Below are 21727 nucleotides of genomic sequence, written 5' to 3'. Positions count from 1 at the left end.
CGGGACAAGACACCGGATCGGGGCGTTGCTCGACGACCGGGTGCGAGTTTTCACGGAAAGCGCAATTGTAACCCGTTCGGATCGGCTCACCGAGGCGGCTGCGGGAAAGCGGTGCTCGCCGCTCGGTCCGCGATTGCAAGGTTCAGGTAAGGTTTTCTCGGAGGCACTGTAGAATCGCCAGTTCAGGGCCGCTAGAGCCCGAATCCGAGGAAAAAATGAGAACAATACGGTGGGTCTTCACGGGTGTGGTTGTCATCGCGGTGGGCAGCGCGATTGCGTCATGGGTGTCGCCGAACTTCGACGACGCTCAGGCGAGCTCCGACCGGCAGACGGTCAACTGCCTCTCAAGCCACTTAACGCTGGACGATAAAAAGCGGATCGCGCAATTCGCCGATGCCAACGACTTCGACTCACTCTGGCGCGTGTACGACCGCATCTTCCCCGACTGCGCCGTGCGCGGCGATCAGCGGGAGCGCAAGGGCGACCTCGAGGCGAGCGCGTGGCGGCTTCTGTCTTCCGACCGCGAATTCACGCGGCTGCGCGAAGCGAACGCGGCGCTGGCGGCGGCCGGCCACCTGTGACAGCGTTGCGGTGACACGGGCGCAAACACGGGCTCAAAAACGGGCGCAAGCGCCGCATACATCGATCCGTCCCCCGCAACCCCCGCGGCTATAATGCGCGGATGAACGCACACCACCAGACCTTTGATGCCGCCGTGATCGGCGGCGGGCTCGTCGGCAAGACCGCGGCGCTGGCGCTGACGCAAGGCGGACTGCGCGTCGCGCTGCTCGCGCAGCCTTGTGCGGCGCTGCCTGCCGGCGCCGCCTTCGATTCGCGGGTCTACGCGCTGTCGTCGAGCTCGCAGGCTTTGCTGGAGCGGTTGCGCGTGTGGCAGGCGCTCGATCTGGCGCGGCTCGGGCCGGTGTACGACATGCGCGTCTACGGCGACGCGCACGCCGAACTGCATTTCTCCGCGTTCCAGGCTTCCGTGCCGCAACTGGCGTGGATCGTCGAATCGTCGGTGATCGAGCGTGCGCTGGATGCGGCGCTGCGCTTCCAGCCGAATCTCACCTGGATCGATACGCGCGCTCAGGCGCTCGACTTCACCGCTGACAGCGCCAGCGTCGGCCTCGCCAACGGCAATGTGCTCGACGTCGATCTGGTGGTCGGCGCGGACGGCGCGCATTCGTGGGTGCGCGCGCAGATCGGCTCGAAAATGGTCCGGCGCGACTACAAGCAAACCGGCGTGGTCGCCAATTTCAAGGCGGAAAAGCCGCACAGCGAAACCGCGTACCAATGGTTCAAGGACGGCGAGATCATCGCGCTGCTGCCTATGCCGGACGGTCACGTCTCGCTGGTCTGGTCGGCGCGCACCGAGCACGCCGAGCAGTTGGTTGCGCTCGATCCGGCGCAGCTCGCCGCTGAAGTGGAACGCATGACCGGCGGCCAGTTCGGCGCGCTCGATTGCGTGACGCCCGCGCAAGGCTTCCCACTCGCGCTGCAAACGGTCGACCGGCTGGTGGCGCCGCGCGTCGCGCTGGTCGGCGACGCCGCGCACCTGATTCATCCGTTGGCCGGGCAGGGCATGAACCTCGGCTTGCGCGACGTCGCGGCGCTCGCCGACACCGTCGCCGGCAAGGAGTCGTTCCGCGATCTCGGCGACATGGTGCTGCTGCGCCGCTACGAACGCTCCCGCCGCGAGGACATCCGCGCGCTGATGATCGCCACCGACGGCCTGCAAAAACTCTTCTCCGTCCCCGGTCCGTTTGCCAAGGTGTTGCGCAATACCGGCATGGCGTTTGTCGGGGCACAACCGTTCATCAAGCGCTGGCTGGTGTCGGCCGCGCTGGGTTGAAGCATCCGGCCGGGCATGCCGCGGCCGGCGAGACAGGTATCATGAACGGAATGGACGCCGTTCCAGTCAGACCGGAAACGTCAGGAAACGAGCACTGCGCGCTCATTGCGCGATCGAACAGGAATTCAGCATGAAAAAAACTTTCCGCATGGCAGCCGCCGTGCTTGCCATCGCCGCGGTCACGATCGGCTGCTCCGCACAAGCCGACCAGACCACCGACAAGCTCAAAGCCACGCTGCAAACGCGTCTTTCCGACGTGTCGATCAAGAGCGTGACGAAGTCGCCGATTGCCGGCCTGTACGAAGTGAACCTCGGCACGCAGATCGTCTATAGCGACGCGAATGGCGACTACCTGTTGCTCGGCGACATGGTCGACGCCAAGACCCGCAAGAATTTGACCGAAGCGCGCCTGTCGGAAACCAACCGTATCGATTTCGCGAGCCTGCCGTTTGGCAACGCGGTGAAGGTCGTGAAGGGCAACGGCGCGCGCAAGATCGCCGTGTTCTCCGATCCGAACTGCCCGTACTGCAAGCAGCTCGAAACGTCGCTCAAGTCGATCGACAACGTGACGGTCTACACCTTCCTGTACCCGGTGCTGTCGCCGGATTCGACTGCGAAGTCGAAGTCGATCTGGTGCTCGACGGATCGCGCGAAGGCCTGGGAATCGTGGATGCAGGATCATCAGGCGCCCACCGCCGCCGGCACCTGCGACACCGCCGCGATCGACAAGAACCTGGCGCTCGGCCACGCCATGAACGTCGACGGCACGCCCACCGTGTTTCTCGCCGACGGCCGCCGCCTGCCGGGCGCCGTGCCGGCCGACCGGCTGGACAAGGAAATGTCCGCGGTGCACTGAGCACGCACAACAAAGCAAGCAAAGGAGGCGCGTCGTGCGCCTCCTTTCACATCAAGCCCGAACATCCCCGCCTGACCTCTTCTAATTGCCGCCGATGAAGCCGATCCGCTACACCATCGTTCCCAAGCAACCCGCCGCCCACCTGTTCGAAGTCACCGTGACCGTCGCCGATCCCGATCCGGCCGGCCAGCGTTTCATGCTGCCGGTGTGGATTCCGGGCAGCTACATGGTGCGCGAGTTCGCGCGCAACATCGTGACGCTGCGCGCTTTCAACGACGCGGGCCGCAAGGTGCGTGTCGAAAAGACCGACAAGCACACGTGGCAAGCCGCGCCGGTCAAGGGCGCGCTGACGCTGCGCTACGAGGTCTATGCGTGGGATCTGTCGGTGCGCGCGGCGCATCTCGACGACACGACGGGCTTTTTCAACGGCACGAGCGTGTTTCTCTCGCCGCTCGGTCACGAAGAGGCGCAGTGCGTGGTCGATATTCAGAAGCCCGAAGGTGCTGCGTATCGCAACTGGCGTGTCGCGACCGCGTTGCCGGAGGCGCGTGGCACGAAGCGTTATGGCTTCGGCGAGTATCGCGCGCAGAACTACGACGAGCTGATCGATCATCCCGTCACGCTGGGCGAATTCGCACTGGCGACCTTCAAGGCGCATGGCGTGCCGCACGACATCGTGATCGCCGGGCGCGTGGTCGGGCTCGACATGGCGCGTCTGTCCGCCGACCTGAAGCGCATTTGCGAAGCGCAGATCGCGTTGTTCGAGCCGAAGTCGAAGAAGGCGCCGGTGGATCGCTACGTGTTCATGACCCAGGCCGTCACCGATGGTTACGGCGGCCTCGAACACCGCGCTTCGACGGCGCTGATCTGCAATCGCGGCGATCTGCCGGTGGAAGGCCGCGAAGCGCTCACCGAAGGCTATCGAACCTACCTCGGCCTGTGCAGCCACGAATATTTCCACACCTGGAACGTCAAGCGCATCAAGCCGGCCGTGTTCGCGCCGTACGACCTGAGCGTGGAGAACTACACGTCGCTGCTGTGGCTGTTCGAGGGTTTCACCTCTTACTACGACGACCTGATCCTCGTGCGCAGCGGCCTGATCTCGCAGGACGACTATTTCGGCATGCTCGGCAAGGTGATCGGCGGCGTGCAGCGCGGCAGCGGGCGTCTCAAGCAAACCGTCGCCGAAAGCTCGTTCGACGCGTGGGTCAAGTACTACCGGCAGGACGAGAACGCGCCGAACGCGATCGTCAGCTATTACACCAAGGGCTCGCTCGTCGCACTCGCGTTCGATCTGACGATCCGCGCGCAAACCAATAACCGCAAATCGCTCGACGACGTGATGCGTTTGCTGTGGCAGCGCTTCGGCCGTGACTTCTATCGCGGCCAACCGGTCGGCGTCGACGAAAGCGAGATCGAGGCGCTTTTCGCGGAAGCAACCGGTGCGAAACTGGCCGAGCTGTTTGCCGAAGCTGTGCACGGCACGCGCGATCTGCCGCTCGACGCGCTGCTCGCGCCGTTCGGCGTCGACATCGCGCCCGAATTGGACAAAAACGGCAAGCCGTCGCTCGGCGCTCGCGTGCGCGGCGGCACGGATTGCACGCTGGCGGCGGTTCATGACGGCAGCGCCGCGCAAAAAGCCGGACTCTCGGCCGGCGACGTGCTGATCGCGCTCGACGGCCTGCGTGTGACCGGCTCGAATCTTGACGGGCTGCTCGCGCGCTACAAGCCGGGCGCGAAAGTCGAGGTTCACGCGTTCCGCCGCGACGAGCTGCGCACCACGCAAGTCAAGCTGGACGGCCCTGAGGTGGCACGCTACAAGCTCACCGCCAGCGATAAGCGACCCGCTGCGCGCAAGGCGCGTGAGCGCTGGCTGGCCAGCTGATCGTCGTCCGGGCCGTCTTCAATGGACGGCCTGGACGGGCGGATTGTTCTACCAGTGCAACAATCCGTCGCCGCCGGATGGCTTGTTCCGGGTGCGGCAAAAAACCACAATGGCTCCATTCGCGCAACACTGCGCGCCCCAACTGGAGTCAACCATGACCACGATCCTGCAAATCAATTCGGCAGCCCGTTCGCAAGGCGCAAACTCGACGCTGCTCGTCAACGAACTGACCGCTAAGCTGCAACAATCGAATCTGGGCGCGCAAGTCGTCGTCCGCAATCTGCAAGCTGAACCGCTGCCCCACCTGGACGACGCCGTCCTCGGCGCGTTCTTCACGCCGGCCGAGCAACGCACCGCCGAGCAAGCCGCGATCGCCGCGCGCAGCGAAGCGCTGATCGCCGAACTGCAAGCCGCCGACATCGTCGTGATCGGCGCGCCGATGTACAACTTCGGTATCTCGTCGCAACTGAAGACGTACTTCGACTTCATCGCCCGTGCCGGCATCACGTTCGCGTACACGGCGAACGGTCCGGAAGGTCTCGTGAAGGGCAAGAAGGTCTACGTCGTGTCGGCACGCGGCGGCAAGTATCTGGGTACGCCGAACGACAGCCAGACGCCGTACCTGAAGAGCTTCCTCGGCTTCCTCGGTATGACCGACGTGAACTTCATCTACGCCGAAGGCCTGAACATGGGCCCGGACGCTGCTGGTGCTGCGCTGGCTTCGGCGCGTGAAGCGATCGCTGCTGCGTAAGCTTGGCTGTGCCGCATTGAGGCGGTGAATAGACTGCCGGAATGAAAAACGCCACGGATCTTTGGGTCCGTGGCGTTTTTGTTTTGTGGCGTGGCTTTGTGAGTGCCGATTGCGGTTGCCGGTCGTTTCTACGCCAGCATTTGCGCTTCGTCGGGCAGGCGCCAATCGATCGGTTCACGGCCGTGCTGCGCGAGATACTCGTTGGCCTTCGCAAAATGCCCGCAGCCGAGAAAACCGCGATGCGCCGACAGCGGCGACGGATGCGGCGCTTCCAGCACGCAATGCGACTTGCCGCCGAGCAGCGCGCGCTTGGCTTGCGCATGCGCGCCCCATAGCATGAACACCAAGCCGTCATGGCGCATCGCCAGTTCATGGATCAACGTGTCGGTGCATTTTTCCCAGCCGCGTTTCGCGTGGCTGGCGGCTGAGTCACGCTCGACGGTCAGCACGGTGTTCAGCAGCAGCACGCCTTGCTTCGCCCATGTATCGAGACAGCCGTGACGCGGCGTCTCGTGGCCGAGGCTTGCGGCGATTTCCTTGAAGATATTGCGCAGCGACGGCGGCGTGCGCACGTTCGGCGCCACGGAGAACGCGAGTCCGTGCGCTTGCGGTGTGCCGCGGTCTTCGCCGTGATACGGGTCCTGGCCGAGGATGACGACTTTCACTTCGTCGGGACTGGTCAGACGCAGCGCGCGGAACACATCGGCGGGATAGACGGTTTTGCCGGCGGCGCGTTCACCGTCGACGAAACGGCAAAGCGGCGCGTAGGCGTCGCTTGCGATGAACGGCTTGAGATGCGCGCGCCATGCGGGCGGCAGGGCGTCGAATTGCGCTTCGAGAGTGGGCGGCGGGGCGGCTGCGATGTCAGTGGCCGGTGCGGATGCGGCGTCGCCGAACAGTGAAGCCTGCGACGAACTGGAACGGGTACGGGAAGCGGAGGTCATGGCGGGGAAGTGTCGCAGCAAACGCGGCGTTGCTCAAGGTGTGGGCGGGCGCTTGTCGCGTTTGCCGGGTCGCTTTACCGTGCCTCAGCCAGCCCGCAACTTATAACCGCGCTGCGCCTTGCTGATGTTGTCCGGCGCGAGGCCGGCTATCTGTTTGCCGAGTTCCGCTGCGAGCGTGTGAAGCGCGGCTTCGTCACCGGACTTCAGTTCGAGTTCGACTTCCGAAATCGGCGCGCGGCGCGTTTCGCCTTCGACTTTGGCGAACACGTCGCCCTGATCGATGGCCGCTTCGATGTCCGAGCCGTCTACTTCGACATGCCACAGTGTGCGGGTGAAATTCGTGCGGAATAGCTCTGTCAGCTCAGGCGCGGCTTGACGCAAAGCGTCTGCGGCGGAGTGCTCGTCGCATTCGCCCAGCAACGCGTCGATCTCCAGCTTTTCACCGGCCACGGGCATTTCCCATTCATGCCGGCTGTGCAAACCATCCTTGGCGTTGCCCACCGTCTTGAAGGTTTGCAGCCAGCCGTCCGGCGTCTGCCGCAAACGCAAGGCGCTTTTCGAGCCCGCCAGCGCCAACGCAGGCGTGTCGAAGTAAATATTCACCAGCTTGATCGGACGACCCTGCGCCCCGGTGCGCGCGACGAACCACTGCGTCGCGGCCTGCACCTGCGCGGGCGGCAGCGCCAGTTTGATTTCGCGTTCCATGCCCATGATCTGCTCCGCTACGTACGCCGCGTGCCGCGTCTCGACACGGTGCTCAGAAAAACATCCGGGCAAGCTCCACACCCGGCTCGTCCGCGCGCATGAACGCCTCGCCGACGAGGAACGTATGCACGTCCATCGCACGCAGGCGCTCCACGTCGGCGCGCGACAGAATGCCCGACTCCGTGACGACGATGCGGTCGTCCGGAATCGCTTCGAGCATGCCGATCGTCGTTTCGATCGACGTCTCGAAGGTGCGCAGATTGCGGTTGTTGATGCCGATCAGCGGCGTTTTCAGCGTGAGTGATTCCATCAACTCGTCGTGATCGTGCACTTCGACCAGCACGGCGAGACCGAGCGAATGCGCGAGCGCTTCGAGGTCCTGCATTTGCGCAGTTTCGAGCGCGGCGGCGATCAGCAGGATCGCGTCGGCGCCCATCGCGCGTGCTTCGACGATCTGGTACGGATCGACGATGAAGTCTTTCCGCAGCACCGGCAAATTGCAGGCCGCGCGCGCTTGCTGCAGGTACGCGACGCTGCCTTGAAAGAACTGCACGTCGGTGAGCACGGACAGGCAGGCCGCGCCGTGCTTTTCATACGAACGCGCGATCTCGGCCGGCACGAAGTGCTCGCGCAACACGCCTTTCGACGGGCTCGCTTTCTTGACTTCGGAGATGACCGCGGCGAGGCCCGCCGTGTGTTTCGCGCGCAATGCGCCGACGAAGTCGCGAATGTCGCGCGACGACGCTTCGAGGCGCAGCTCTTCGAGCGGCGCGCTCTGTTCGGCCGCGCGGACTTCTTCGCGTTTGACCGCGATGATGCGGTCGAGGATGTCGCTCATAAGTGTCTCGCTACGTGATTACTGCTTGAATTGCTGGGTGAAACGAACGAGTTCGTCGACCTTGGCTCGCGCCTTGCCGCTCGCGATTGCTTCGCGCGCCAACTGAATGCCGTCCGCAATCGACGAAGCCACGTTCGCCGAATACAAGGCGGCGCCCGCATTCAGCGTGACGATTTCGCGGGCCACGCCCGGCTTGTTGTCGAGCGCGTCGAGCAGCATCGCTTTGGATTCGGTGGCGTCGGCCACTTTCAGCGTGCGGTTCGACACCATCTGCATGCCGAAGTCTTCCGGATGAATCTCGTACTCGTGGATCTGACCGTCGCGCAACTCGCCGACTTGCGTCGCCGCGCCGAGCGAGACTTCGTCCATGCCGTCCATACCGTACACCACCAGCACGTGCTTCGCGCCGAGACGCTGCATTACGCGCACCTGAATGCCGACGAGGTCGCCGTGGAACACGCCCATCAATTGATTGGGTGCGCCGGCCGGGTTGGTCAGCGGCCCGAGAATGTTGAAGATGGTCCGCACGCCGAGTTCGCGGCGCACCGGCGCGATGTTCTTCATGGCCGGATGATGGTTCGGCGCGAACATGAAGCCCATGCCGGTTTCCGCGATCGACGCCGCCACCTGCTCCGGCTGCAAGTCGATATTCACGCCGAGCGCTTCGAGCACGTCCGCGCTGCCCGACTTACTAGATACGCCACGGCCGCCGTGTTTCGCGACCTTGGCGCCGGCCGCGGCCGAAACGAACATGGTTGCCGTGGAAATGTTGAAGGTATGCGAGCCGTCGCCGCCGGTGCCGACGATATCGACGAAGTTCGAGTTGTCCGGCACCTCGACGTGCCGGGCGAACTCGCGCATCACCGTGGCGGCGGCGGTGATTTCGCCGATGGTCTCTTTTTTGACGCGCAAGCCGGTGATGATCGCGGCGGCCATCACGGGCGAGAGTTCGCCGCGCATGATGAGCCGCATCAAATGCAGCATTTCGTCGTGGAAAATCTCGCGGTGCTCGATGGTCCGCTGCAGCGCTTCCTGGGGCGTAATCGTCATGATTTCGTCTCTCTTCATCAAGCGTTGCGATTGGACGTTTGCGTGGCGGCGAGCTTCGACTGCTTCACGAAGTTTTCGAGCAGTGCGTGGCCGTGTTCGGAGAGGATCGATTCAGGGTGGAACTGCACGCCTTCAACGGCCAGTTCCTTGTGACGCACGCCCATGATCTCGCCGTCTTCGGTCCATGCGGACACTTCGAGGCAGTCGGGCAGCGATTCGCGTTCGATCGCGAGCGAGTGATAGCGGGTCACCACGAAGTGTTTCGGCAGGTCGGCGAACACGCCTTTGCAGTCGGTTTCGATCGTGCTGACCTTGCCGTGCATGATGGTTTGCGCGCGCACCACGCGCCCGCCGAAGGCCTCGCCGATTGCCTGATGGCCGAGACACACGCCGAGAATCGGCGTCTTGCCGCTGAATTCGCGCAGCACGTCGAGCGTGATGCCGGCGTGTTGCGGATTGCTCGGACCGGGCGACAGGCAGATGCGCTCCGGGTTGAGCTTCGCGATTTCATCCAGTGTGATTTCGTCGTTCCGATAGGTGCGCACGTCTTCGCCGAGTTCGCCGAAGTACTGCACCAGGTTGTAGGTGAACGAGTCGTAGTTGTCGATCATGAGCAGCATGGTGTGTCTCCGGTCAGAAGTCGCTATCGAGGCCGTCTTGAACCTGTTCCGCGGCGCGCAGCACGGCGCGCGCCTTGTTCTCGGTCTCTTGCCATTCGGATTCCGGCACCGAATCCGCGACTACACCCGCTGCCGCCTGCACATACAGATTGCCGTTCGCGATCACGCCGGTGCGGATCGTGATGGCCAGATCCATTTCACCCGTGAACGACAGATAGCCGACCGCACCGCCATACAGGCCGCGCTTCACCGGTTCGAGTTCGTCGATCAGTTCCATGGCGCGGACCTTCGGCGCGCCCGACAGCGTGCCGGCCGGGAAGGTGGCGCGCAGCACGTCGAAATTGGTGGTGCCGGGCTTCAGCTTGCCTTCGACCGAGCTCACGATGTGCTGCACGTGCGAGTACTTTTCGATCACCATCTTGTCGGTGACGACCACCGAGCCGATCTGCGCGATGCGGCCCACGTCGTTACGCGCAAGGTCGATCAGCATGACGTGTTCGGCGATTTCCTTCGGATCGTTCAGCAGTTCGGTGGCGAGTTCCGCGTCGCGTTCCGGCGTGTTGCCGCGCGGCCGCGTGCCGGCGAGCGGCCGGATCGTGACGATACGATCCTCGCCGCGCTTTTCCTGACGCACCAGGATTTCCGGCGATGCACCCACCACGTGGAAGTCGCCGAAGTTGTAGTAATACATATACGGCGACGGATTCAGCGAGCGCAGCGCGCGGTACAGCGAAAGCGGATTGTCGCGGTACGGCTTGATCAGGCGCTGACCGACCTGCACCTGCATCAGCTCGCCCGCGGCGATGTATTCCTTCGCCTTGCGCACGGCCGTCACGTAATCGTCTTTGGCGAATTCGCGGTAGGTCTCGGTGCGCACGCTGGCCGACGTGACCGGCGGTTGCACGGTCGTGCGCAAGCGCTGGCGCAGTTCGCGCAAACGCTGCTTGGCTTTCGTGTAGGCCTCGGGCTGCGTAGGATCGGCGTAGACCACAAGGTAGAGCTTGCCCGCGAGGTTATCGATCACCGCGACTTCTTCAGTCAGCAGCAACTGGATGTCGGGCAGATTCAGATCGTCTTTCGGCGCCGTGTGCGCGAGCTTTTTCTCGATGTAGCGGACCGCGTCGTAGCCGAAATAACCGGCCAGACCGCCCGCGAAGCGCGGCAAGCCGGGGCGCTGCGCCACTTTGAAGCGGCCCTGGAATTGCTGGATGAATTCGAGCGGGTCGCCCTCGTGCGTCTCGACGACCTTGCCGTCGCGCACGACTTCCGACACGCCGTTGCGGGTGCGCAGCAGCGTGCGCGCCGGCAGGCCGATGAACGAATAGCGGCCGAACCGTTCGCCGCCCACCACCGATTCCAGCAGGAACGAGTTGGCGCCGTTGCGTTCGCTCTGCGCGAGTTTTAGATACAGCGAGAGCGGCGTTTCGAGGTCGGCGAGCGCTTCAGCGATCAGCGGAATGCGGTTGAAGCCCTCATTGGCGAGGGACTGGAATTCGAGTTCGGTCATGTTCCGATCCTGTACGGTGGTCCGGCGGCAGCGTGCGTCGGACAAAGCGGGTCATTGCGTGCCCGGTCAGGCGTTCGTTCGACGAGTCGACAGATGATACCGACCGGCGCGAGTTTCCCATCGACGCGTGCAAGCGGTTTCGGCGCACAACTGTACTTTGCGGGTACACGCAGGCCGAATCAACCGATGCAGCGAAACAAGATGATGGAAAAAACGCGTGAGCGCAGCGAAGTAAAAAACGGTTGCCGAAGACGAGCTTCAGCGTACCTCAGGCGAGGTTAGCGCGACCAGCGACGCCAGGGCCAGGCTCCCCGGTCGATGCTAATCAGACTCCGTTTTTTATTCAGAAACATGAGGATGAAGGACTTTTCAGGTCGTGGAATGGTGCGCTGCGATCGCCTTGGCGGCGTCGAGCAGCGAGCCAACTATACCATCGGATTTTATTGTTTGTATAGCTTGGCCGTGGTTATAGCCGTAGGGCACCGTGAGCGTCGCCATGCCTGCAGCGCGGCCTGCAAGCGCGTCGTTTTCCGAATCGCCGATGGCAACCGTGGCTTGCGGCTCGACGCCCAACCGCGCTGCCGCGGTGAGCATGGGCAGCGGATCCGGCTTCTTTTTCGCCAGACTGTCGCCGCCGAGCACGACGCTGAAATACTGGGCAAGCCCATACTGCTGCAGCAATTCCACCGCGAACCGATGCGGCTTGTTGGTCACGCAGGCGAGCTTGAGGCCGGCGTCGCGCATGGCGATCAGGCCGGCTTCGACATCCGGATAGAGCCGCGTGTGCGTGCCGTTGATCTTCGCGTACTCCTGCTGATAGATCGCGAGCGCTTCGTCGAAGCGGTCCTGCGCGTGCTCTGTTTCGAAGCGCGGCGCCAGCACGCTGCGGATCAGATGCTCCGAACCCTTGCCGACATAACCGACCACTTCCTCGCGCGAGGTTTCTTCCGCGTCGAGTTGCGCGAGCATGCCGTTCAGGCCGGCGGTGAAATCGTCGGCGGTATCGATCATCGTGCCGTCGAGGTCGATGATCGCGGCTCGCAGGCGTGGGCCCGTGAAAGTCGGGGCGGGGAACGGAATGGTCATCGCGTGCGTTGGTTTAGTGATGGATGTCCGCGAGTGCCGCGCGCATCTTGTCGATCACGACCTTGTGGTCGGGCTGGCCGAAAATCGCCGAGCCTGCCACGAACGTGTCCGCGCCGGCCGCCGCGATTTCCGCGATGTTGTCGACCTTCACCCCGCCGTCCACTTCCAGGAAAATCTGGCGGCCGGTGCGTTCCGTGTAAGCGTCGATCCGCTTGCGCGCTTCACGCAGTTTGTTGAGCGCTTCCGGAATGAACGACTGGCCGCCGAAGCCCGGATTCACCGACATGATCAGGACGATATCGACCTTGTCCATGACGTGATCCAGATAGTTCAGCGAGGTGGCCGGATTGAATACGAGGCCGGCCTTGCAGCCGTGCTCGCGAATCAGCGACAGCGTGCGGTCGATATGTTCCGAGGCTTCCGGATGAAAGCTGATGTGGTTCGCGCCGGCTTTCGCGAAGTCCGGCACGATGCGGTCGACCGGACGCACCATCAGATGCACGTCGATGGGCACGTCTACGTGCGGGCGGACCGCTTCGCACACGAGCGGGCCGATGGTCAGATTCGGCACATAGTGGTTGTCCATCACATCGAAGTGAATCCAGTCGGCGCCGGCGGCGACAACGTTGCGGACTTCTTCGCCGAGGCGGGCGAAGTCGGCTGACAGAATGCTTGGAGCGATGCGGAATTGCGTCATGGCGGGGGCGGAGGCAAGCGGGGAAAGCGCCATTTTACCGTTTTGTGCGCGCGCGTTCCGGTTCGTGGACGCTTTCGGGCGTGAACCTTCGTTCAAGCGGCGAATGTGACAAAACGTCTTACTGGCCCTTGGCCAAAGGGATTTGTCCGGTTGCGGGCGTGGCGCGCATCAAGCAGAATGCCAAAACCATCAGCGCCGCATCGCCAATGCGCCCGCAAACCATTGGCGTTCGGGCTTTCCCGCGATTTTTCACACCCCGTTTCAGCAGACCGGAATCAGGATGAGCCAGTACGAATTCAGCGTCTCGGCGCAGGTGCAATATCTGCCCGAAGAGTCGGACCCGGAGCGCCGCCAGTATGCATTCGCATACACGCTGACTATCCGTAACACCGGCCAGGTGCCCGCGCAATTGATCGCGCGTCATTGGGTGATCACCGACAGCGACAAGAGCGTGCAGGAAGTGAAGGGCCTGGGCGTGGTCGGACATCAGCCGTTGCTCAAGCCGGGCGAGCATTTCGAGTACACGAGTTGGGCGGTGATCGCCACGCCGGTCGGCACCATGCGCGGAGAGTATTTTTGCGTGGCCGAGGACGGCGAGCGTTTCGACGCGCCGGTGCCGGAGTTCATCCTGCGCATGCCGCGTACGTTGCATTGAACCGAGGGCGCGGCCCGCGGTCTTTAAGAAGCTCAACGCGCGGTTGAACGCGCAGCTTACTGCGATTTTTGCTGCTTCTGCTGTTCACTTGCGTTGGCGCGCGCCGCTTTCTTCTTGCCGGACGACGTCCATACAACGATAAAGACGAGCAGGAAGAGCGCGAGGAGCGATTCCAGCGCGAAGATGAGCATCGGGTATTCGTCGAACAGATCAGACATGGCGGTTTCCATCAAGAACGAACATTGTATGCGTTTTGTCCGCACGGCCGGAGCATGGCTCGGAGCGCTTTCGGTTGCGGTGATGCTGGCGTCCTGCGGTGGCGGCGGCGCGGTCCGGCCCTCGGTTTCGCCACCCACGGGTGCGGCGATCATACCCGGACAGATTGCCGCGACACGGCTGACCGCCGTTGCCTGGCAACAGGTGCCGGGTTGGCAGGACGACTCGTTGATCGGCGCGACGGCCGCGTTGCGGCAAAACTGCGCGAGGCTCGCGCGTCAACCGAACTGGGCGCGCGCCTGTGCCGCGGCCTCGCAAATCGACGACCTCGACGTCACCAGTGCGCGGGCTTTTTTTGAAGCCTATTTCACGCCTTTCCAACTGGCGAATACCGACGGCACGCTGGACGGATTAGTCACCGGTTACTACGAGCCGTTGCTGCGTGGTTCGCGCACGCGGCACGGCGTGTATCAGACCGCGTTGTATCGCTGGCCGGCGAGTTATCGCGCGGGTGCGCCGCTGCCGGCGCGTGCGCAACTCGAGCGCGCGGGTGTGCTCAACGGCAACGAACTCGTGTGGGTCGACGATCCTATCGAAGCGTTCTTCCTGCAGGTGCAGGGCTCCGGGCGCATCGTGATGGAAGACGGCAGCGTGATGCGTCTCGGCTTTGGCGGGACTAACAACCAGCCGTACAAGTCGATCGGACGCTGGCTGCTGGACCGCGGCGAACTCACGCCCGCGCAGGCGACCATGCAGGGCATCAAGGCGTGGGCGCGCGCGAACCCGACGCGCGTCGATGCGCTGCTCGACACGAATCCGCGCTTCGTGTTCTTCCGCGAAATGCCGTCCGGCGAGAGTGTGCCGAGCGGCGGCGCGGACGGCCCGATCGGCGCGTTGGGTGTGCCGTTGACGCCGGAGCGGTCGATCGCGGTCGATCCGACTTCGATTCCACTCGGTACACCGGTGTTTTTGCAGACCACGCGTCCGTTGACGAATTCACCGATGAATCGCCTCGTCTTCGCGCAGGACACCGGTTCCGCGATTAAAGGCGGCGTGCGCGCCGATTACTTCTGGGGCCTCGGCGACGACGCCGGCGATCTGGCTGGCAAGATGAAGCAGGGCGGCCGGATGTGGTTGTTGCTGCCGAATTCTTGAGGTTCGGTGGTCGACGTTACGTTTAACGCCGCCGCTATTTCCGGTTGATGCGATCCGTAAGCGGCGCGGCGAGCGAGGCCGAGCTGCTTACTTGATCTGCTACACATTGTCTTTGGCGTGGCCGGTCAATTCGGTCGCGCGGGCAAACGGGTGCGACGCATGCATCGTGCTGCATGCGTCGTACAGGGCGCTATTCGTTACAGCCCCGACTTACGCTTGTCCACCACGCGCCGCGCCTTGCCTACCGAACGCTCGATCCCATTCACAGCCAGCACGTTCACCACTGCGCTCACGCCGATCAGCGCCTTGATGTCATAGGCCAGCGCCTGCTTGGCCGTGCTCAACGCGGCCGTATCCGGCGCCGATTCCGGGCACGGCTCGACGTTCAGCGTCAACACGTCGAGCGGGCCTTCCTTGGTCAGCACGATCTGATAGTGCGGCGCCAGCGCACGCTGTTTGAGCAGCAGTTCTTCGATCTGCGTCGGGAACACGTTCACGCCGCGCACGATCATCATGTCGTCCGAGCGGCCGGTGATCTTTTCCATCCGCCGCATGGTGCGGGCGCTGCCCGGCAGCAGGCGCGTCAGGTCACGCGTGCGGTAACGGACGATCGGCAGCGCCTCTTTGGTCAGCGACGTGAACACCAGTTCGCCGAGTTCGCCGTCCGGCAACACCTCACCGGTCTCGGGGTCGATGATCTCGGGATAGAAGTGATCTTCCCAGATGGTCGGGCCGTCTTTCGTTTCCACGCACTCCGACGCCACACCCGGACCCATCACTTCGGACAGCCCGTAGATGTCGACGGCATCGATGCCCATGCGCTTTTCGATCGCCTGACGCATGTCGTTGGTCCACGGTTCCGCACCGAAGATGCCGATGCGCAGCGAACAATTGGCCGGGTCGACGCCTTGACGCTCGAGCTCGTCCGCGATCGAGAGCATGTAGCTCGGCGTTACCATGATGATGTCCGGACGGAAGTCCTGGATCAGCTGCACCTGCTTTTCAGTCTGGCCGCCGCCGAACGGGATCACGGTGAGCCCCGCGCGCTCGGCGCCGTAGTGCGCGCCAAGACCTCCCGTGAACAGACCGTAACCGTAACTGATATGAACCTTGTCGCCGCGCTTCGCGCCGGCGGCGCGGATCGAACGCGCGACGAGATTCGCCCAGGTGTCGATGTCGCGCGCGGTGTAGCCGACCACGGTCGGCTTACCTGTCGTACCGGACGACGCATGAATCCGCGAAATCCGTTCCTGCGGCACGGCGAACATCCCGAACGGGTAGCTATCGCGCAGATCCTTCTTGGTGGTGAAGGGGAAGCGCGCCAGGTCCGCGAGGGTTTTCACTTCGCTTGGGTGGACACCGGCTTCATCGAATTTGTGCCGATAAACCGGCGAGTTTTCATAAGCGTGGTTCAACGACCATTTAAGCCGTTCAAGTTGAAGCGCGGCAAGTTCGTCGCGGCTGGCGGTCTCGATCGGATCGAGCGGAAGGGCGGTGGTCATCGAATGTCTCCTTGCTGCCTCAATGCTTGGGTCTGATGTACGTGCGCGTGCGCGCAAAAAACCGGGGGCTGGCTGCTGTTTAACGGTGTGGCGGCGAAGAGCCGCCACCGAGCCGCGAATCTGTCATGGGTTTGCTGCGAGCTTGCGGTTATCAATCGCCCGTGGGAACCAGGTTGCCTTTGATTTGCGCCGATTTGCCGCGGAACATCGCGACGGTTTCTTCGGCACGGTTCGTCACGCGAATATCGTAGATGCCGGTTCGGCCACTCAACGTTTGCTCGACGGCTTCCGCCGTCAACACGTCGCCGCCTTTCACAGGCCGCAGAAACTCGATTGAGCAGCCGGCTGCAACCGTGTTGATGTTGTACGTGTTGCAGGCGAATGCGAACGTCGAATCCGCGAGCGTGAAAATCAGGCCGCCGTGGCAAATCTGATGGCCGTTCAGAAAGTCGTCGCGTACGGCCATGCGCAGGCGCGCGTATCCGGGGCGTACTTCGACGATTTCGAGGCCGAGCGCGCGGCTGCACGCGTCGTTCTCGTACATCGCGGCAGCAGTGGCGCGGGCGAGTTCGTCGGGCGTCATCTGATCGGGATGATTGGCTTGGGTGGACATGTTCAACGGCCCTCAAAGCGCGACGCGCGCTTTTCAACGAAGGCTTGCACGCCTTCCGCGTAATCGTAGGAAGCGCCCAGTTCGCGTTGCAGATCGCGTTCGAGATCGAGTTGCTGGTCGAGCGTTTGCGTCGCGCCCGCACGCATGGCCCGCTTGATGGCGGCGATGGCGTGCGTGGGTTGTTGCGCAAGTTGGGCCGCGAGTTTCGTCGCGGTGGCGGCGAGATCCGCGTCGTCGACTACTTGCCAGATCAAGCCCCAGCTTTCGGCTTTTTCCGCGCTGAGTTTGTCGCCGGTGATAGCGAGCCCCAACGCGCGAGCCATGCCGACACGCTGCGGCAGGAACCATGTGCCACCCGAGTCCGGCACGAGGCCGATCTTCACGAACGCCTGAATGAAGCTGGCGGAGCGAGCCGCGAGCACGAGGTCGCACGCGAGCGCGAGATTGGCGCCTGCGCCGGCGGCCGTGCCGTTCACCGCGGCGATGACGGGCAGCGGTAATGCTTGCAAGCGGCGAATCAGCGGATTGAAATGTTGCTCGATCAGTTCACCCAGATCGGTCATGGCGCCTGGCGTGAAGTCGAGATCGGCGAGGTCCTGGCCGGCGCAAAAGCCGCGGCCCGCTCCGGTAAGTACGAGCGCGCGTGCGCCGGATGTCTCGACCTCGTCGAGCGCGGCGCTCAGTTCCCGATGCATCGCGCGCGTGAAGCTGTTGAGCTTGTCCGGCCGGTTCAGCGTGATGGTTGCGACATGGCTCGATGCATCGATGTCCAGGCGAATCGCTTCATATGACATTGGGTGTCTCCTCAAAGTCTCTTTGACCGATGGGCGCTGCAGCTGATGTCAGAGCCGCTCGATGACCAGTGCAATGCCCTGGCCCACGCCTATGCACATCGTGCAAAGGGCAAAGCGGCCGTTGGTCCGTTCCAGTTGGTGCAGTGCGGTCGTGATCAGACGCGCGCCCGAAGCACCCAGCGGATGGCCGAGTGCAATGGCTCCTCCGTTCGGGTTGACGCGCGGGTCGTCGTCGCGCAGACCGAGCGTGCGCAGAACAGCGAGACCTTGCGATGCGAAGGCTTCGTTCAACTCGATCACATCCAGTTGTTCGAGCGTCATGCCGAGTTGCTTCAACAGCTTTTGCGTGGCCGGCGCCGGACCGATACCCATGATGCGCGGCTCGACGCCCGCCGTCGCCATCCCCACCACGCGTGCGCGGCGCCGTAGTCCGTATTGATCGGCCGCCTGCCGGTTAGCTAGCAACAGCGCGCACGCGCCGTCGTTCACGCCTGACGCATTGCCGGCCGTCACGCTGCCGTCCGGGCGAACCACGCCTTTGAGCTTGCCCAAACTTTCGAGCGACGTTTCGCGCGGGTGCTCGTCGAGCAGCACGCGCACGGGATCACCCTTCTTCTGCGCGATTTCGACGCCGACGATTTCCTGGGCCAGCGTGCCATCTTGCTGGGCGCGGGCGGCCTTTTGCTGGCTCGCCAGCGCGAACGCGTCCTGATCCGCACGGCTCACGCTGAATTCGACGGCGACGTTTTCCGCGGTCTCCGGCATCGAATCGACGCCGTACTGACGTTTCATCAGCGGATTGATGAAGCGCCAGCCGATGGTCGTGTCGTAAATGTCGGCTTGGCGCGCGAACGCGCTAGTCGCCTTGCCCATGACAAACGGCGCGCGTGTCATGCTTTCGACGCCGCCGGCGATCATCAGGCGCGCTTCGCCCGCCTTGATAGCGCGCGCCGCGGTGCCGACCGCGTCCATACCCGAGCCGCACAAGCGGTTGATGGTTGAGCCGGGCGCCTCAGTAGGCAGGCCGGCTAGCAACGCCGACATGCGGGCGACGTTGCGATTGTCTTCGCCGGCCTGATTCGCGCAGCCATAAATGACATCGTCTACAGCGCGCCAGTCGACGCCGGGATTGCGTTCGATCAACGCCTTGATCGGCACCGCGCCGAGGTCGTCGGCGCGGACATCCTTTAGTGCGCCGCCGTAGCGGCCAATTGGAGTGCGAATCGCATCGCAAATGAAGGCGTCGTTCATATGGATTCCTGCTGGGGCGGATCGGCGGGAGGTGCCGATCCGATGTCTCATGTTAGTTGGGGTGCGCAGCCCGGTCCATTCGGCCAAACGGCATAGGACGAAGCCGTGCTTTGTCTTATGCCATTCAGCCAGCTACCGCCGGCGCCGCTTTCGGTTCAACATGAACGCGGCTTTGAACTACGCGGAAGCGATTCGCGACGAAGGCTGCGTCAGCCAGCGCGGCATTGGCCGCCGGGTTTGCGCCCGTGCCGTGGAAGTCCGAGAACGCTGCCGACTGATTGACGAACACGCCGCCGGTCAGATTGATCGACAAGGCCACGCCGCCGCGGATCGATGCTTCGTGCGCATCTTCGAGCACCGCTTCGTCCGTGCTGTACACCGACAGCGTCAGCGCGCCGTGCTCGGCGGCGATTGCGCCGGCGAGATCGAGCGACTGCGCGGTCGAGTCCGTCGCGATCACGAACGAGATCGGGCCGAACCACTCTTTGGTGAACTGCGCATGGTCGGTGGCAGCATCCAGTTGGAGCACGAGCGGCGTGCGTACGCGGGCGCCGGCGAAAGCGGGATGTTCGAGCGTCAGGCTCTCGACGAGAACGCGGCCGAGCTTTGCGGCTTCGTCGATGCGTTGAGTCACGCCTTCGTTCTGAATCGCGCCGAGCAGCTCGACAGCGCGAGCCGGGTCGGCGACGAGTTTTTGCACAGCGCCGGCAATGGCTTGGCCAACTTCGTCAAAACCGAGCGTGCCTTCCGCAGTGCGGATGCCGCCGCGCGGCACGTAGATGTTTTGCGGCGCGGTGCACATCTGGCCCGAGTACAGCGCGAGCGAGAAGGCGATGTTGCGAGCGACGGCTTTGATGTCGTCGACCGAGTCGATCACGATCTGGTTCACACCGGCTTTTTCGGTATAGACCTGGGCCTGGTGGGCATGGCGCTCGAGCCACGTGCCGTTTTGCGTGCTGCCAGTGAAATCGATGAGTTTGATTTCCGGGCGCAGGGCTAGATCCTGGACAAGTGCGCCGTCGTTCGGCTCGGTAGCCAGCAAAGTGACGACATTCGGATCGAAACCCGCTTCGCGCAAAACGTCACGCGCGATTCGTACGGTCAGCGCCAGCGGCAGAATTGCGCCCGGATGCGGCTTGACGATGACCGTGTTGCCCGTGGCCAGATCGGCGAAGAGGCCCGGATAACCGTTCCACGTCGGGAAGGTGCAGCAGCCGAGCACGAGGCCGGTGCCGCGCGGCACGACGGTGTAACGCTTGTGCATGGCGAGCGGAGGATTCTTGCCTTGCGGTTTTTCCCAATGGGCGTCGCCGGGAATGCGGCGCAATTGGTCCCACGCATACACGACGGCTTCGAGCGCGCGGTCTTGTGCGTGTGGGCCGCCGGCCTGGAAGGCCATCATGAATGCCTGGCCGGTTGTGTGCATCACGCTGTAGCCAATTTCGAAGCTGGCGCGATTCACGCGGGCAAGGATTTCGAGGCACACGCCGATCCATGCCTGCGGGCCTGCCGCACGCCAGTCGCGCTGGGCAGCGGCGGCAGCCGCGATCAGGGCGGCGGGGTCGGCCTTCGGGTAGCGCACGCCGAGCGGGAATCCGAACGGTGAGACTTCGGCGCCGACGGTTTCGCCCGTCGAGGGTTGGTCCAGTTGGAAAGTCGCGTTGAGATGCGCTTTGAATGCGGCTTCGCCGTCCGCGTTAGCTGTTTCCCCGTACACTTTCGGACTGGGCATTTCGACGAACGGGCTCCAGTAGCCGCGCGTTTCAACCGCGGTGAGTGCCTTTTGCAGCGTGTCTTCGTGCTTGATGAATAGCGGATGTGTCATGGCAGAGGGGGCTTGGCTGTACGTTGGGAAAAGCCTGTCGAATAATTGACCGACCGGTTGGTTGGTGAATGGTAGCATTATTAAGATGGCCGCGCGAAGTGTTTTCACGCGCGATTTTTCTAACTTTAGGAGGCGGCATGGCTTACGAGAACATTCTGGTTGAGACGCGGGGACGGGTCGGCTTGGTCACGTTGAATCGTCCGAAGGCGTTGAACGCTCTGAACGACGCATTGATGGACGAACTGGGGGCGGCATTGCGCGAGTTCGATGCCGACGACGCGATCGGCGCGATTGTGGTCACGGGCAGCGAAAAGGCGTTCGCGGCCGGTGCCGACATCGGCATGATGTCCACCTATACCTATATGGATGTCTACAAGGGCGACTACATCACCCGCAACTGGGAGACGGTCCGCTCCATTCGTAAGCCGATTATTGCGGCGGTGGCCGGCTTCGCGCTCGGCGGTGGCTGCGAGTTGGCGATGATGTGCGACATCATTTTCGCCGCCGACACGGCAAAGTTCGGCCAGCCGGAAATCAAGCTCGGCATCATGCCGGGCGCCGGTGGTACGCAGCGCTTGCCGCGCGCCGTCTCCAAGGCGAAGGCGATGGACCTCTGCCTGACCGCGCGATTCATGGATGCCGCCGAAGCCGAGCGCGCCGGATTGGTATCGCGCGTGATTCCGGCTGGGTCCCTGGTTGATGAAGCGATAACTGCGGCGGCGACGATTGCTGAATTCCCGTTGCCGGCCGTGATGATGGTGAAGGAATCGGTCAACCGCGCCTATGAAACGACACTTGCGGAAGGCGTGCATTTCGAGCGCCGCCTGTTCCATTCCCTCTTCGCCACCGAAGATCAGAAGGAGGGTATGGCCGCGTTTGTTGAGAAGCGCAAACCGGTCTTTAAGAATCGTTAATACGCTTG

General features: G+C 63.3%; 22 protein-coding genes. 8 read left to right on the top strand and 14 right to left on the bottom strand.

Annotated features, from left to right (window positions below):
- The first annotated feature begins 215 nt into the window (after positions 1–215).
- The 5 genes from PQR54_RS32950 (at position 216) to PQR54_RS32930 (ending at position 5347) form a co-directional block, all read left to right on the top strand.
- On the top strand, positions 216–581 hold the full coding sequence (locus tag PQR54_RS32950) for a hypothetical protein (protein ID WP_408253064.1): 366 nt from the start codon (positions 216–218) through the stop codon (positions 579–581).
- A 101-nt stretch (positions 582–682) separates the two neighbouring features.
- Positions 683–1855 (top strand): UbiH/UbiF family hydroxylase, encoded by a 1173-nt coding sequence (locus PQR54_RS32945; protein ID WP_408253063.1) that lies wholly within the window; start codon positions 683–685, stop codon positions 1853–1855.
- A 130-nt stretch (positions 1856–1985) separates the two neighbouring features.
- Positions 1986–2711 carry a DsbC family protein gene (locus tag PQR54_RS32940; RefSeq protein ID WP_408253061.1) on the top strand — a complete coding sequence of 242 codons (726 nt, stop codon included), beginning with the start codon at positions 1986–1988 and terminating at the stop codon, positions 2709–2711.
- 94 nt (positions 2712–2805) lie between these two features.
- Positions 2806–4596, top strand: a complete 1791-nt coding sequence (locus PQR54_RS32935; RefSeq protein WP_408253059.1) for a M61 family metallopeptidase — start codon at positions 2806–2808, stop codon at positions 4594–4596.
- Between the two features lie 154 nt (positions 4597–4750).
- On the top strand, positions 4751–5347 hold the full coding sequence (locus PQR54_RS32930) for an FMN-dependent NADH-azoreductase (RefSeq protein WP_408253057.1): 597 nt from the start codon (positions 4751–4753) through the stop codon (positions 5345–5347).
- A 128-nt stretch (positions 5348–5475) separates the two neighbouring features.
- Here the strand turns inward: PQR54_RS32930 and PQR54_RS32925 are convergent, their stop codons facing one another.
- The 8 genes from PQR54_RS32925 to rpe form a co-directional block, all read right to left on the bottom strand.
- On the bottom strand, positions 5476–6291 hold the full coding sequence (locus PQR54_RS32925; RefSeq protein WP_408253055.1) for a uracil-DNA glycosylase: 816 nt from the start codon (positions 6289–6291) through the stop codon (positions 5476–5478).
- A gap of 84 nt (positions 6292–6375) precedes the next feature.
- Positions 6376–7002: a CYTH domain-containing protein gene (locus PQR54_RS32920; protein WP_408253053.1), complete on the bottom strand. Its 627-nt coding sequence runs from the start codon at positions 7000–7002 to the stop codon at positions 6376–6378.
- A 46-nt stretch (positions 7003–7048) separates the two neighbouring features.
- Complete coding sequence (gene trpC / locus PQR54_RS32915; protein ID WP_408253051.1) at positions 7049–7834, bottom strand: indole-3-glycerol phosphate synthase TrpC; 786 nt, start codon at positions 7832–7834, stop codon at positions 7049–7051.
- An 18-nt stretch (positions 7835–7852) separates the two neighbouring features.
- Positions 7853–8884 (bottom strand): anthranilate phosphoribosyltransferase, encoded by a 1032-nt coding sequence (gene trpD / locus PQR54_RS32910; protein WP_408253049.1) that lies wholly within the window; start codon positions 8882–8884, stop codon positions 7853–7855.
- Between the two features lie 17 nt (positions 8885–8901).
- The gene (locus tag PQR54_RS32905) at positions 8902–9504 is read right to left on the bottom strand and encodes an aminodeoxychorismate/anthranilate synthase component II (protein ID WP_408253047.1); all 603 of its coding nucleotides are present in this window, start codon (positions 9502–9504) and stop codon (positions 8902–8904) included.
- 13 nt (positions 9505–9517) lie between these two features.
- The gene (gene trpE / locus PQR54_RS32900) at positions 9518–11011 is read right to left on the bottom strand and encodes an anthranilate synthase component I (RefSeq protein WP_408253046.1); all 1494 of its coding nucleotides are present in this window, start codon (positions 11009–11011) and stop codon (positions 9518–9520) included.
- A gap of 369 nt (positions 11012–11380) precedes the next feature.
- Positions 11381–12097: a phosphoglycolate phosphatase gene (locus PQR54_RS32895; RefSeq protein ID WP_408253044.1), complete on the bottom strand. Its 717-nt coding sequence runs from the start codon at positions 12095–12097 to the stop codon at positions 11381–11383.
- Positions 12098–12110: 13 nt separating this feature from the next.
- A complete protein-coding gene (gene rpe, locus PQR54_RS32890; RefSeq protein ID WP_408253239.1) occupies positions 12111–12794 on the bottom strand; it encodes a ribulose-phosphate 3-epimerase in 684 nt (227 codons plus the stop codon).
- Positions 12795–13074: 280 nt separating this feature from the next.
- Between rpe and apaG the strand changes: the two genes are divergently transcribed.
- Positions 13075–13449: a Co2+/Mg2+ efflux facilitator ApaG/CorD gene (apaG, locus tag PQR54_RS32885; RefSeq protein ID WP_012434444.1), complete on the top strand. Its 375-nt coding sequence runs from the start codon at positions 13075–13077 to the stop codon at positions 13447–13449.
- A 56-nt stretch (positions 13450–13505) separates the two neighbouring features.
- Here apaG and PQR54_RS32880 read toward each other — a convergent pair whose 3' ends face one another.
- Positions 13506–13667: a hypothetical protein gene (locus tag PQR54_RS32880; RefSeq protein ID WP_012434443.1), complete on the bottom strand. Its 162-nt coding sequence runs from the start codon at positions 13665–13667 to the stop codon at positions 13506–13508.
- 28 nt (positions 13668–13695) lie between these two features.
- Here PQR54_RS32880 and mltA point away from each other — a divergent pair, with 28 nt between their 5' ends.
- Positions 13696–14820, top strand: a complete 1125-nt coding sequence (mltA, locus tag PQR54_RS32875) for a murein transglycosylase A (RefSeq protein ID WP_408253041.1) — start codon at positions 13696–13698, stop codon at positions 14818–14820.
- Between the two features lie 197 nt (positions 14821–15017).
- On the opposite strand, the gene paaK is transcribed toward mltA, so the two are convergent.
- The 5 genes from paaK to paaN all read right to left on the bottom strand — a co-directional run bounded on the left by paaK (position 15018) and on the right by paaN (position 20805).
- Complete coding sequence (gene paaK, locus PQR54_RS32870) at positions 15018–16322, bottom strand: phenylacetate--CoA ligase PaaK (protein ID WP_408253039.1); 1305 nt, start codon at positions 16320–16322, stop codon at positions 15018–15020.
- Between the two features lie 151 nt (positions 16323–16473).
- Positions 16474–16935 carry a hydroxyphenylacetyl-CoA thioesterase PaaI gene (gene paaI / locus PQR54_RS32865; RefSeq protein WP_408253037.1) on the bottom strand — a complete coding sequence of 154 codons (462 nt, stop codon included), beginning with the start codon at positions 16933–16935 and terminating at the stop codon, positions 16474–16476.
- A 2-nt stretch (positions 16936–16937) separates the two neighbouring features.
- Positions 16938–17729 carry a 2-(1,2-epoxy-1,2-dihydrophenyl)acetyl-CoA isomerase PaaG gene (paaG, locus tag PQR54_RS32860; RefSeq protein ID WP_408253035.1) on the bottom strand — a complete coding sequence of 264 codons (792 nt, stop codon included), beginning with the start codon at positions 17727–17729 and terminating at the stop codon, positions 16938–16940.
- Between the two features lie 48 nt (positions 17730–17777).
- Positions 17778–18980, bottom strand: coding sequence for a 3-oxoadipyl-CoA thiolase (gene pcaF, locus PQR54_RS32855; protein WP_408253033.1), 1203 nt, complete (start codon positions 18978–18980; stop codon positions 17778–17780).
- A gap of 124 nt (positions 18981–19104) precedes the next feature.
- Positions 19105–20805 (bottom strand): phenylacetic acid degradation protein PaaN, encoded by a 1701-nt coding sequence (paaN, locus tag PQR54_RS32850; RefSeq protein ID WP_408253031.1) that lies wholly within the window; start codon positions 20803–20805, stop codon positions 19105–19107.
- A 137-nt stretch (positions 20806–20942) separates the two neighbouring features.
- Between paaN and PQR54_RS32845 the strand changes: the two genes are divergently transcribed.
- Positions 20943–21719: an enoyl-CoA hydratase gene (locus tag PQR54_RS32845; RefSeq protein WP_408253029.1), complete on the top strand. Its 777-nt coding sequence runs from the start codon at positions 20943–20945 to the stop codon at positions 21717–21719.
- Positions 21720–21727 lie beyond the last annotated feature (8 nt).

Source organism: Paraburkholderia phytofirmans (assembly GCF_046028095.1).
Classification (GTDB): Bacteria; Pseudomonadota; Gammaproteobacteria; order Burkholderiales; family Burkholderiaceae; genus Paraburkholderia; species Paraburkholderia phytofirmans_A.
Note: the sequence above shows the minus strand (reverse complement) of the source record. Positions and strands in the feature narration are given on the sequence as shown.

Excerpts from the sequence above, each read along its gene's own strand:
- PQR54_RS32935 (WP_408253059.1), top strand. The coding sequence starts at position 2,806 with ATGAAGCCGATCCGCTACACCATCGTTCCCAAGCAACCCGCCGCCCAC.
- PQR54_RS32920 (WP_408253053.1), bottom strand. The coding sequence starts at position 7,002 with ATGGGCATGGAACGCGAAATCAAACTGGCGCTGCCGCCCGCGCAGGTG.
- paaI (WP_408253037.1), bottom strand. The coding sequence starts at position 16,935 with ATGTCCACCCAAGCCAATCATCCCGATCAGATGACGCCCGACGAACTC.
- PQR54_RS32925 (WP_408253055.1), bottom strand. The coding sequence starts at position 6,291 with ATGACCTCCGCTTCCCGTACCCGTTCCAGTTCGTCGCAGGCTTCACTG.
- PQR54_RS32930 (WP_408253057.1), top strand. The coding sequence starts at position 4,751 with ATGACCACGATCCTGCAAATCAATTCGGCAGCCCGTTCGCAAGGCGCA.
- paaN (WP_408253031.1), bottom strand. The coding sequence starts at position 20,805 with ATGACACATCCGCTATTCATCAAGCACGAAGACACGCTGCAAAAGGCA.
- PQR54_RS32945 (WP_408253063.1), top strand. The coding sequence starts at position 683 with ATGAACGCACACCACCAGACCTTTGATGCCGCCGTGATCGGCGGCGGG.
- paaG (WP_408253035.1), bottom strand. The coding sequence starts at position 17,729 with ATGTCATATGAAGCGATTCGCCTGGACATCGATGCATCGAGCCATGTC.
- PQR54_RS32950 (WP_408253064.1), top strand. The coding sequence starts at position 216 with ATGAGAACAATACGGTGGGTCTTCACGGGTGTGGTTGTCATCGCGGTG.
- trpC (WP_408253051.1), bottom strand. The coding sequence starts at position 7,834 with ATGAGCGACATCCTCGACCGCATCATCGCGGTCAAACGCGAAGAAGTC.
- PQR54_RS32895 (WP_408253044.1), bottom strand. The coding sequence starts at position 12,097 with ATGACCATTCCGTTCCCCGCCCCGACTTTCACGGGCCCACGCCTGCGA.
- mltA (WP_408253041.1), top strand. The coding sequence starts at position 13,696 with ATGCGTTTTGTCCGCACGGCCGGAGCATGGCTCGGAGCGCTTTCGGTT.
- pcaF (WP_408253033.1), bottom strand. The coding sequence starts at position 18,980 with ATGAACGACGCCTTCATTTGCGATGCGATTCGCACTCCAATTGGCCGC.
- PQR54_RS32845 (WP_408253029.1), top strand. The coding sequence starts at position 20,943 with ATGGCTTACGAGAACATTCTGGTTGAGACGCGGGGACGGGTCGGCTTG.
- PQR54_RS32940 (WP_408253061.1), top strand. The coding sequence starts at position 1,986 with ATGAAAAAAACTTTCCGCATGGCAGCCGCCGTGCTTGCCATCGCCGCG.
- PQR54_RS32905 (WP_408253047.1), bottom strand. The coding sequence starts at position 9,504 with ATGCTGCTCATGATCGACAACTACGACTCGTTCACCTACAACCTGGTG.
- rpe (WP_408253239.1), bottom strand. The coding sequence starts at position 12,794 with ATGACGCAATTCCGCATCGCTCCAAGCATTCTGTCAGCCGACTTCGCC.
- trpD (WP_408253049.1), bottom strand. The coding sequence starts at position 8,884 with ATGACGATTACGCCCCAGGAAGCGCTGCAGCGGACCATCGAGCACCGC.
- PQR54_RS32880 (WP_012434443.1), bottom strand. The coding sequence starts at position 13,667 with ATGTCTGATCTGTTCGACGAATACCCGATGCTCATCTTCGCGCTGGAA.
- trpE (WP_408253046.1), bottom strand. The coding sequence starts at position 11,011 with ATGACCGAACTCGAATTCCAGTCCCTCGCCAATGAGGGCTTCAACCGC.
- apaG (WP_012434444.1), top strand. The coding sequence starts at position 13,075 with ATGAGCCAGTACGAATTCAGCGTCTCGGCGCAGGTGCAATATCTGCCC.
- paaK (WP_408253039.1), bottom strand. The coding sequence starts at position 16,322 with ATGACCACCGCCCTTCCGCTCGATCCGATCGAGACCGCCAGCCGCGAC.